This is a genomic window from Phormidium sp. CCY1219 (assembly GCF_055795085.1).
Genome location: NZ_JAYFEQ010000900.1, coordinates 1 through 10,397, shown reverse-complemented (window position 1 = coordinate 10,397; position 10,397 = coordinate 1). Strand labels below are relative to the sequence as shown.

At 48.7% G+C, this 10,397-nt stretch carries 11 protein-coding genes; 10 read left to right on the top strand and 1 reads right to left on the bottom strand.

The genetic code is table 11. The annotated features are described in order from the left end of the window. Positions 1-116: 116 nt before the first annotated feature. From AC0QH1_RS29710 to AC0QH1_RS29690, 5 genes are all read left to right on the top strand, one after another. Positions 117-803, top strand: coding sequence for a hypothetical protein (locus AC0QH1_RS29710; protein WP_324635057.1), 687 nt, complete (start codon positions 117-119; stop codon positions 801-803). A 358-nt stretch (positions 804-1,161) separates the two neighbouring features. Next, positions 1,162-1,359 (top strand): glutamine synthetase inactivation factor IF7A, encoded by a 198-nt coding sequence (gifA, locus tag AC0QH1_RS29705; protein ID WP_324635056.1) that lies wholly within the window; start codon positions 1,162-1,164, stop codon positions 1,357-1,359. Positions 1,360-1,422: 63 nt separating this feature from the next. Further along, positions 1,423-1,617 carry a glutamine synthetase inactivation factor IF7A gene (gifA, locus tag AC0QH1_RS29700; RefSeq protein ID WP_324635055.1) on the top strand — a complete coding sequence of 65 codons (195 nt, stop codon included), beginning with the start codon at positions 1,423-1,425 and terminating at the stop codon, positions 1,615-1,617. Between the two features lie 245 nt (positions 1,618-1,862). Further along, positions 1,863-3,083 carry a pentapeptide repeat-containing protein gene (locus AC0QH1_RS29695; protein ID WP_324635054.1) on the top strand — a complete coding sequence of 407 codons (1,221 nt, stop codon included), beginning with the start codon at positions 1,863-1,865 and terminating at the stop codon, positions 3,081-3,083. An 882-nt stretch (positions 3,084-3,965) separates the two neighbouring features. Further along, a complete protein-coding gene (locus AC0QH1_RS29690; protein ID WP_324635053.1) occupies positions 3,966-5,015 on the top strand; it encodes a pentapeptide repeat-containing protein in 1,050 nt (349 codons plus the stop codon). A gap of 172 nt (positions 5,016-5,187) precedes the next feature. Here AC0QH1_RS29690 and AC0QH1_RS29685 read toward each other — a convergent pair whose 3' ends face one another. Further along, positions 5,188-5,331: a chlorophyll a/b-binding protein gene (locus AC0QH1_RS29685; RefSeq protein ID WP_324635052.1), complete on the bottom strand. Its 144-nt coding sequence runs from the start codon at positions 5,329-5,331 to the stop codon at positions 5,188-5,190. Between the two features lie 411 nt (positions 5,332-5,742). Here AC0QH1_RS29685 and AC0QH1_RS29680 point away from each other — a divergent pair, with 411 nt between their 5' ends. The 5 genes from AC0QH1_RS29680 to AC0QH1_RS29660 all read left to right on the top strand — a co-directional run bounded on the left by AC0QH1_RS29680 (position 5,743) and on the right by AC0QH1_RS29660 (position 10,313). Then, positions 5,743-6,417 carry a hypothetical protein gene (locus AC0QH1_RS29680; protein ID WP_324635051.1) on the top strand — a complete coding sequence of 225 codons (675 nt, stop codon included), beginning with the start codon at positions 5,743-5,745 and terminating at the stop codon, positions 6,415-6,417. 426 nt (positions 6,418-6,843) lie between these two features. Further along, positions 6,844-8,103: a glycosyltransferase family 4 protein gene (locus AC0QH1_RS29675; RefSeq protein WP_324635050.1), complete on the top strand. Its 1,260-nt coding sequence runs from the start codon at positions 6,844-6,846 to the stop codon at positions 8,101-8,103. A 314-nt stretch (positions 8,104-8,417) separates the two neighbouring features. Beyond that, positions 8,418-9,032 carry a bis(5'-nucleosyl)-tetraphosphatase (symmetrical) YqeK gene (gene yqeK / locus AC0QH1_RS29670; RefSeq protein WP_324635049.1) on the top strand — a complete coding sequence of 205 codons (615 nt, stop codon included), beginning with the start codon at positions 8,418-8,420 and terminating at the stop codon, positions 9,030-9,032. A 340-nt stretch (positions 9,033-9,372) separates the two neighbouring features. Further along, on the top strand, positions 9,373-9,816 hold the full coding sequence (gene rsfS, locus AC0QH1_RS29665; RefSeq protein WP_324635048.1) for a ribosome silencing factor: 444 nt from the start codon (positions 9,373-9,375) through the stop codon (positions 9,814-9,816). After that, positions 9,813-10,313: a CGLD27 family protein gene (locus AC0QH1_RS29660; protein WP_324635047.1), complete on the top strand. Its 501-nt coding sequence runs from the start codon at positions 9,813-9,815 to the stop codon at positions 10,311-10,313. Before rsfS ends, AC0QH1_RS29660 begins: the two co-directional genes overlap by 4 nt. The last annotated feature ends 84 nt before the right edge of the window (positions 10,314-10,397 follow it).

Below are 10,397 nucleotides of genomic sequence, written 5' to 3'. Positions count from 1 at the left end.
CTACCACACGCCGTGAGGTATTTCCGGAATAATCTAGAATTTTCCAGTAAATCAGGCTTTAGTCATTAACAGTTGCTCTGGTTCTCTCCGTGGCGATCGCAATGACCCATTTGCTGATGTTTTCACTGTACGCCACTCCTTCTTGGTTCCCCACACTGTTGGGGAACCATCCCCCGGCGATGGAGTTCAAGGGTGGCAACCCCCCCACCCCCGCCGTTAATGATTTGTTCCGCCAAGGAGTGAATCTGGCGATGAATGCCGCCAAGATGACTCAATCGGCGCAAACCGTGGGGAATTGGAAGGCGATCGCGCTTCAGTGGCAAGAAGCTAGTGCCCTCATGCAAGCTGTGCCTGCTTCGAGTCCCAACGCCAATCGCGCCCAAGTTAAAGCGATCGAATATCAGCAAAATGCTGAGTATGCTCGCCAACAGGCTCAGAAGCTTGCCTACGCACCGCCTCCTCCCCCCCCTGTGCCCCTCTCCCTCTCTGAATCTCCTATCCCACCACCTCCACCTCCATCGGCGATATCTCCCTCTCCATCCCCGCAAGAGGTGTTTCGCTATGCAGTCAATCAGGCGATGAGTGCGGCAAGGCAAGACTCAGCTTGCTCAGTCCCCCCAAGACTGGAAGCAGGTGGTCTCTCAGTGGCAACAGGCGATCGCTTTAATGAAACAAGTCCCCCCCTCGAATCCCAATTACTCCACGGCTCAGCAAAAAATCCAGGAGTATCTGGACAATCTCAACTACGCCCAGCAACAAATGGCCAATTTCATCAATTAACCTCCCTTAATCCCCCCTCTTGACTGACGCTCTAACCCATTAGAAAAGCAATTCTGATTCCATTCCCCCCACTGGCGATGGAGTTCCACTGAAGCACTCCCACTCCAGTGCGAATCGCCCATCGTCGCCTTTTTCCCTCCCCAACTCCTTCCCCTTTCCCGCACCAAACTTAAATATTGTCAATATGAAATTCGTTATCCCCTATCCCGAAAATGGGGAGCCACTTGTCCATCAGGATTTCCAGCGATCCCAAAGATTTGTGTAAAGTTTTGTAAAGTAGAGGCATTTTGTAGCATTTTTTACAGAAATGTCTGTTATAGTAAAAATAAGCAAACGAAGAGGAGGGTCCAGCAGGCCCCCATTCACCAGGAGGAATCCAAAATGTCTGCACAAGAACAAGCCCGTGCATTAATGATGCGTCACCATCACTTCGTCAAGAATCGTCAGCAATCCATGCTGTCACGCAGCGCTGCCGAAATTGGCCTGGATCCCGACGAAAAATACTACAGCCACATCCAAGGCAAGCCCTGCGCGGATTTCCGCCAAGCTTACGATCGCTCTAGATCCACCATGAGCTAAATATCAACCATCTATAACCCTTTCAAAGCCATAAACACAAGGATAAAAACGGAGAATCGAATCATGTCTGCACAAGATCGAGCCAGAATGCGAATGATGCAAAATCATCACAACATTAAAAATCGTCAGCAAGCCATGCTGAACCGCTCCGCCGAAGAAGTCGGCTTGGATCCCACCGATTATTGGACAACGATTCAAGGCAAACCGCAGCCCAGTTTCCGCAATTCCTACAAACGCAGTAGTGCGGCGATGAGCTAAATCCGGTGTGCTTGATGTGGTTCCCAAACTCTGAGATTAATTAAAGCAGATTCAATCAACAGATAAATTGCATCACCGAATCAAAAGGGCATTCCTCCCGTAGGAATGCCCTTAATGTTTGCAATCCACTTCTTCCCTAGCTCCGAACCGGATAAAGTTTTTCTCCCATCTTGCCATTCAACAGGGGCATCGTGATACCTTAAAACTTTAGGCAAGTCCCTAAGCAAATCAATGGCTCCTTGGCTATGCAACAACCACTCTCCCATTCGCCTCAGTTAGATTGCCTTTCCATCGAACTGACAGGCACCCCACGCTTGGATTCATCCGATGGAATCCAATATCTCGATTTAAACTTAACCCTCCACTTTAAAGAAGTGTGGCAACCCGTCATGGGGGGTGGTTTTAAATTTGGCCTCACCGGTGGCAAGCTACTGCTGAATCTAGAAAACGCCAAAATGCCCTCAGAGTTGAATTTGCTCACCAATTTGGTAGAAGTTCGCTCTCAGCAGGCTGAGACCGTTACCTGTCAGGTGACGCCGATGGATACCCACGGACAATATAGTTGGACTTTTGGGGTAAAAACCGGAGCCTCGGTGCTGCTTGGCTCCCTCGAACTGCTGAATCTCCAACACTTGCAGGTGACGGGAACCCCCGTGCGGATAGAGGCAAGATTTGAGGTGTCACCAGAACACTTGCAACCCATCGAGGCAGAGAACCTGTGGCCCCACGAGATCGGGCCGAACAAACATGGCATATTAGAAAGAATTTTGACCCAGACCTTGGTTCGGCAAAAACTCCAACCTTATCTGACTCGCAGCACCCTCGAATATGCCAACCTGAGCGAACCCCCTCGGGCTAAGCAAGAGATTCCGGAAGCTTCAGAGTGCGGTTTAGGGGATATTTCCCAAGCCATCCCCCGCATACTGGAGGCAAAAACCGCTGATTTTCTCGAACTTGCCACCCTCGCAAATCTCAATCCGGCAACAGATTTTGCCGGTGCGAAACTTTGGGGCTGTAGCTTGACCAACCTAGATCTCAGCGGTGCCTCCCTGCGTGGGGTAAAACTACGCGGTGCCGATTTGAGCGATGCTGACTTAAGTGAAGCTGACTTAACAGACGCTCAGTTAGCCGGTGCGGATTTGAGTGGTGCCCTGCTCAGCGATGCCAATTTTGCTGGGGCGGATCTGCATCGATCGAGTTTAGCCCTGGCTAATTTGAGTGGCGCAATCCTCACCGATGCCAACCTGCACGAAGCGAATCTGAGTAATGCCAATCTCAGCGATGCCGATCTGTCTAATGCCAATCTTTCCGGGGCTGACTTGCATCAAGCGGGACTGATGTTGACGAATTTGACCGGCACGAATCTAACCGATGCCAAGGTAGAACAAGCACGGTTTAAAAAAGATGCGGGTTTGTCCCCAGAGATGGAACGGGATTTGAAAGCAAGAGGGGCAATTTTTGAGTAATGCCCCCACCGGAAGATCCCTCGAGGGAGCAAAATACCAAGAAGGGGCGCTCGTTTTTCCGCCCCGCTTTGAAAAGACGGGGCGGAAAAACGAGCGCTTGTTTCAACAAGCATGATGAGAGTCATTGATGTATTCCAAAATCTTAGCGGTGCTGACTTTCCCCGTAGTGTCATAAAAAGAACAGATAGCTATTCTCAAGGAAAATCTACCACAAGGTTTCTGGTCTAAAAGACTAGCTCTTATCACTGAAAAATGTAATCGCCAAATGCAGGATACCGTTAATAAAACAGCCGAATTAGTTATTAATTACCGTCTTAAACATGGAATTAGTAAAGTGGTTTTTGGTCGTAATAAAGGTCCAAAAAATAAATTAAATTAACAACTAAAACCAACCAAAAATTTAGACAAATTCCTACAGCCAGACTTAAAGACAAAATCAAACAAATTTGTAGTTTATATGGATTGCAATTTGTAGCAACTGAAGAGTCTTCTACCTCGAAAGCTAGCTTCCTAGATAATGATTTATCCCAATCCACGGTGAAAAAACAGACAATTGGGAACCATCAGGAAAACGTATTAAACGAGGTTTATATCAATCTGCTGCGGGTTATTGAATTAATGCTGAGTGTAACGGTGCGGCAAAGATCCTCCGAAAAGTATCTGGAAGGCTCAACTCAACCTGAGTCAACTAAGTAGAGGCGCTTTGACTACGCCTTTAAGAGTTTATTTCTGGACTTCTTAAGAATCTGCGCGTATGCGCGACCGCAGAGTGTCAACCTGGGGAACCTCCTCTCGGTTCGCCGTTGGGGGATGTTGCCAAAATTGTGTACCTCATCCAGATGAGAAGCGCTATAAATAAAATGACGCTCGGAAAACAGTGAGATGATTGAGGAAGCAGACGCAAGGCTGAAAGAAGGAATTGCCCAATATCAGGCGGGTGAGTTTGAAGCGGCGTTGGGGTCTTGGGTTCAGGCAAGGAGGATCTATCGCGAGTGTTGTGAAAAGCAGCGTGAGGGTGCGGCCCTGGGAAATATGGGGGCGGCGTATCAGGCGTTGGGAGGATTGAACGACGCGATCGCCTGTTATGAAGAGCATTTGGCGATCGCGCAAACTGTCGGAGATACTCACGGACAAGGGAATGCGTTGTTGAATTTGGGAAAGGCTTATTCTGCTCTCGGGGAAGAGGACCGAGCGATCGCCTATCAACAACAGCAACTCGAAATGGCGGTGGAGATGCACGACCCTCAGTTAGAGGCCCGCGCTTTATCTCAGTTAAAACATTCTTATGGCAAAATCCGTAGGGAAGCGGATATTGAGCAGTGCTTACAGCGACAATTGGCGATCGCCCGGGAGTTATTTTCCACCGCGAAAGGAGAGGATTTTATCGCGATCGCCCAACGTCTCGGACTCAATCCCCGGAAGGATTTCGCTGGTGCTGATTTGAGCGAACTCGATCTGCATTATGCCGATTTTAGCCGGGGAGACTTGCGCCAGACGAATTTAAGTCACGCGGATCTGCATTTAGCCGATTTTACTGGGGCAAATTTATCCGGGGCGAATTTATCTGGGGCGCAACTCGCTAACGCTAATTTAAACCGCGCCAACTTCACCGATGCAGTTCTTACCGATGCGGATTTGCGAACGAATCTCAATCGGGCTATTCTAACCCGGGCTGACCTTCGCCGTGCCAATCTCACTGCAGCTTATCTCCCGGGTGCCAATCTTTCCGCTGCTGATTTAAACGGAGCGATTTTGAAAAATGCCGATCTCTCGAAGGGGAATTTAAGAGGGGCGGATCTGACGGGTGCAGATGTCTCTCGCGCGGATTTCACCGATGCAATGGTGGAAAATGCCCGATTTGCAGATAATGCCGGGATGTCAGAGGGGGTTCGGCAAGCGTTGCGCGATCGCGGGGCTATTTTTGCAGAGTAATGGCAAGCGATCGCGCTTCACTGTGGCTCAAAGGAGTCTCGTACTTGGGGCGATAGCAGCATTTCCGGCAAATTTTATACAAAAAATAAAAGCCCGAGCGTAGCTTTTCCACGCCCGGGCTTGTTAATGTTCGCCTAATTAAAAGGAAGGAAGGAGGAATTCAATTGATGGATTACATTAAGCCAATCTGAGAGAGAATACCTTGCCCAGTGAGCACTTCAGTGGCAACACCGATAACAAAACCCAGCATCGCCAGACGCCCGTTCCAGGTTTCCGCAAACTCAGTAAAGCCAAACTTTGCTTTGTTGTTTTCCATGAGAGGTCAAACTCCTGTCTCGTCAAACTGTCTGTAATATAACTTAACTTAAAAAACGGCAAACTGCAACATTTTGTTACAAAGCGCTGACAATGCGCCCCCTCCGAGACCTGGCCCCCCACCTGAGACCCCTTAGTATTTAAAATTAGTAATCATATGGGGGCTTTGTTATCGGCATCGCTTATGAATTGAGGCAACCCCCCAGCTTCGAGAGCGATCGCGGTTCCCCCCCCTAGCTTTTTTGTCTACAATCGAAAATAGTCTTTCTGGTGCGAGTGGTTATTGGTCATTTGTCATTTGTTCTTTGTCTTTTCTCTTTGGTGGGCGCACCCATGACCAACCACCCATGACCAACCACCAGTGACGAATGACCCATTCCCTTTCCCCTCGAAGTGAATTGCTTTAGATGAGATGCTTTACTTAAAATTGCTCGGGCGCACTGGCTTGTATTTAATCGCTACCCTTGTCGTGGTAGCAATGACGGTGATTACCAAATTTATTTCTATCCTCCTCGGGGATGAACTGATTTATCAAATACCGCATATTGGCGACGCACTCATCAGCCTAGAAATTATGGAACTACTCAATATTTTGGTTTTTGCCATTCTGGGTATGGGATTTGGCGTAGCTACCATTCTTTTACCCCGTTATTTTGCCTCTCGGGTCAGCATTTTAACCTTAATGGTATTAGTGCCGCTGATTTTTAGCACCACCAGTATTTTTCGGTATTATAAATGGGTGCAAAATTTTGCCATTACTGAAAATATTTCTTATAATCAAGCAACGCTAATTACTAATACGTTTTTACGGAAGACTTCCTACAATACAGAAGGACCTGTAGGGTTTTATTTATACACTGCTCGATACCCTCTCTTGCCATCGAGAGAAAAGGATATGATAGAATTAGAGGAACTAGAAAGCAAAAGTAAAGCAAGATTTGCTCGAGTCAGCGGCTTAGATGGCGAGATTGTTTCCTACCTTTATACCGGACGGGGGTGGGGAATTCGATTATTTTACTTTTTTGTCTCTGCTTTTTCAACGATGGTGAATTATAAAGCAGGCAGAAATCAAGTCAACCGAAGTTAATCTCTCTGAGAGCAATAAAGTTAATAACGTAAAAAATGGGGAGAGGGGGGAATGGGGATGGGCGTTGGCATGGAAGCAACCTGCGGGAGGGGCAAGGGAGGGCAGAGAGAGGGATGGCGCAAAGAGAATGTTGCACAGAAGCGGCGCGTACCCCTGGGTTTTAGCCGATGGGGGAAGGGAAATCCATCTGACAAGATAAAATAAGCACAAGCGTCTAGAGCGCTTGCAGCAGTGGCAAGGGAAGTCCTTTGTCAAAGCTTTGGGAAAACTTTACTAAAGTTTTATGATAAAAAACCGTTGTAACGGTGAATATTTAAAGATAGGCAAGGGAGCGCGCGAGAAAATCGCGAGGGCAGCCCATTCGATTTAAAAAATACTCAATCTGTTCGAGTATCCTGTAACACCATTTGCTTGACGACTAAACTTATGCGGATTCTGATTTATTCCTACAACTATCATCCAGAGCCAATTGGCATTGCACCGTTAATGACCGAACTGGCAGAAGGGATGGTCAAAAGGGGCCATCAAGTGCGCGTGGTAACGGCGATGCCCAACTATCCCGAACGCCGCATTTACCCAGAATATCAAGGCAAATGGTATTGGAGCGAAGAGCGAAACGGGGTACTCATCGAGCGGAGTTTAGTTTTCATCCGGCCCCAACCTTCGTTGCTCGATCGCGTTTTTCTAGATGCAAGCTTTGTGTTCAATAGTTTTCCGCAAGCACTAACGGGCTGGAGACCTGATGTTATTTTAGCAACTGTTCCACCTCTACCGGTGTGCGTACCCGCCACCATGCTGGGAAAATTGCGAGGGACCCCGGTGGTGTTAAATATCCAGGATATTCAACATGAAGCGGCAGTTCACGTAGGGTTGCTGAAAAACAAAGCAGTCATTGGGGCGTTTACGCGGCTCGAGAAATTTGCCTGTCGAAATGCGGATAAAATTAGCGTGATTGCCGACGGATTTGTGGATAACTTGCGGGGCAAAGGGGTGAGCGAGGAGAAAATCACCTTGATTCCGAATTGGGTGGATGTCAATTTCATTCAACCTTTGCCGAGAGAAAATAATGAGTTTAGGGAGGCACAGGAACTGCAAGGAAAGTTTGTGGTGCTTTATTCCGGGAATATTGCCTTAACGCAAGACTTACCCACCGTTATCAAAGCGGCTGCCAAACTGAAGCATATTCCGGATATTGCCTTCGTGGTGGTTGGGGAACAGACAGCCTTGGAAAGAGTGCGAGAGTATTGCGAAATGTTTGATGCGCCGTCGGTGAAACTGCTACCGTTCCAACCGCGCGAAAAATTGCCCACTATGCTAGGGGCGGCGAATGTGGGGTTAGTGGTGCAAAAGCATAACGTGATTGCGTTTAATATGCCGTCGAAAATTCCGGTATTGTTGGCCAGTGGACGAGCAATTGTGGGATCGGTGCCGGCGGGTGGAACTGCGGCAAAAGCGATACAAAAGAGTGGAGGAGGAGTGGTGGTACCGCCAGAAAATCCGGAAGAATTAGCCAATGCGATTTTAGAGCTTTATAAAAATCCCGAGAAAGCAGAGGAATTGGGTCAGCAAGGGCGGCAGTATGCCATGAAAGAATATGAGTTCGAGCAAACGCTGAACAAATATGAGGACTTGTTTGCCGAAGCGATCGCGGCGGGCAAAAAATCCAGGGCTAAGGTGGTATTTTGAGAGGGAAATTGAGAGTGATGTTGCCCGCACAGTTGCCAGAGATGCTGTGGAGGGGATAGGGGAGTGGGGTATATGAGGCTCATGGCAACACTGCGAGATGCAAAGTAGGAGAGAAAAGCGCACAGAGGCTTCGTGGGTCATCTCTGCGCTTTTCTGTCGTTGAGGCGAGAGAAGGCTTGCGGTGAAGGGCTAAACCACTGGAAATGAAATTGCTGCAGCTAGCCGCTAAAATAACAGCAAGATGAAGCGATCCCCGCTGGATAGAGTGAACGCGCGGGATAAAGATCCGACAAGTTAAAGGAGTGTGAAAGATTATGCGCGATCGCATCTTAAGCTGGCTAGAAGCAAACGTAACCCCCCCTCGGCTGAAACACATCCAGCGCGTAGAGCAGATGTGTGGCGAATTAGCGAGACATCATGGATTAGACGAAGGCAAAGCGCGATCGGCAGGATTAATGCACGATCTGGCAAAATATTTCCAACCGCAGCGACTGTTGCAGATGGCGAAAGCAGAAGGGTTAGAGATAGACCCGGTTTTTGCCAGCGAACCGCATCTGTTACATGCCGATGTCAGTGCGATTGTGGCGCGAGACGAATTTGGGGTAGAAGATGAAGAGATCCTCGAAGGGATCCGCAATCATACCCTAGGCAAACCCAACATGAGTTTGCTCAGTTGTGTGGTGTATTTAGCCGATACCTTAGAACCCGGGCGGGGAAAGAGTGACGAATTAGCGCGCTTGCGTCAAACTTGCCAGGAGGATATTTATCGCGCCGTGTGGTTAACCAGCGAATATTCATTACGACATCTGCTAGAACATGGGCGGTTAATTCATCCTCGGACGATTTTGACCCGAAATTGGGCAATGCAAATGGCGAATCAAAGTGAAAGCGCCGAGTTAAAGCAATTGAGCGTACGCATTCCCGCATGAGGGATGTCAGCGGGCATTTTTCCCACCATGATGAATCGGAGGCATAAGGATGGCAATGTGTTAAGATCTAGAGGAAAATTAGCACAGACACTCAGTCTTGAGACACCCCACAAACGGGGAAAATCCAGCAATAACCCTTCAGACGGCTCAGCATTGTGGCCAGAGGGTTCGTAGAGTCGGCATAAGGGGAGCGATCGCTTCTTCCTAAACCGGATTAAAATAGCCTGAAACTAAACACATCATCAGAGAATAACTCAGCCACCTCTTGACCGGAAATTTTACCTAAATGGTCTGGGAAAGAGAGAAGCGAAAAAAACATCAAGTAGGATATGGAGATTTAATGACAGAATATTCCCAAGTTCAATCTTCTGGATCCCTAGCGTTAGACGACGAGATTCTCTATACCGACGAAGACAGCTACCGTCTTGCCTTGAGCGTAGCGCGAGCCGCCGAAGATCGCAAAGGGGGCGATATCGTCCTGCTGCGGGTGTCGGAAATTTCCTATCTCGCCGACTACTTTGCGATCGTCACGGGCTACTCGAAAGTGCAGGTGCGCGCCATCTCCGACGCCATTATCGACCAAGCCGAGACCGAATGCCAGCGTCAACCGCAGCGGGTGGAAGGGGAATATAACGGCACTTGGTTGGTACAAGATTATGGCGACGTGATCGTTCACATCTTGATGCCTCAAGAGCGCGAATATTACAATCTAGAAGCGTTTTGGGGACATGGAGAAAACATCGACCTAGAAGCCGAAACGTCTGGTGAGAGATCGCGAAGATGAGGGAAACTACCGTGTCTGTTTGCCCAGTACCTACAGAGCAGCAACCGCTCAATGAGTATCAAGCATTGAAAGAGTCCTGTTTTTTCGGCTGGGCAACTCGCGATCTGAGGGGATATTTGAGCAAAATGGGATGGATCCTCGGGATTTCATCGATATTCTGTGCCCCAGTGGTCGCCGCGAGTTTTCCCCCGGGAAAGTATTTGGGTCAGTTTATTCTGGGAAGTGCAGGGGGAGGGGGATTAATTTTGAGCCTCGCCCTGCTGCGACTGTACCTGGGATGGCGCTACGTGCGCGATCGCCTCGCTAGCGAGATCGTCTCCTACGAAGAGTCCGGGTGGTACGACGGTCAAACCTGGCCGAAAACCCCGGAAATCATTACCCGCGATCGCCTAGTGGTCAGCTATCAAATACAACCCATCCTGCAGCGAGTACACCGCACCTTCGCCACCCTCGGCATCCTGGCGATCGGCGGTATTATAATTTGGAAAATTCTGTAAAAACGTCAATTTTAGCTTCTCGGCGGGAAGCCCCGCGCTCTACCCGTGCTTGGTGAGCGTCGGGATGAGAGCCAGGGGAAATGG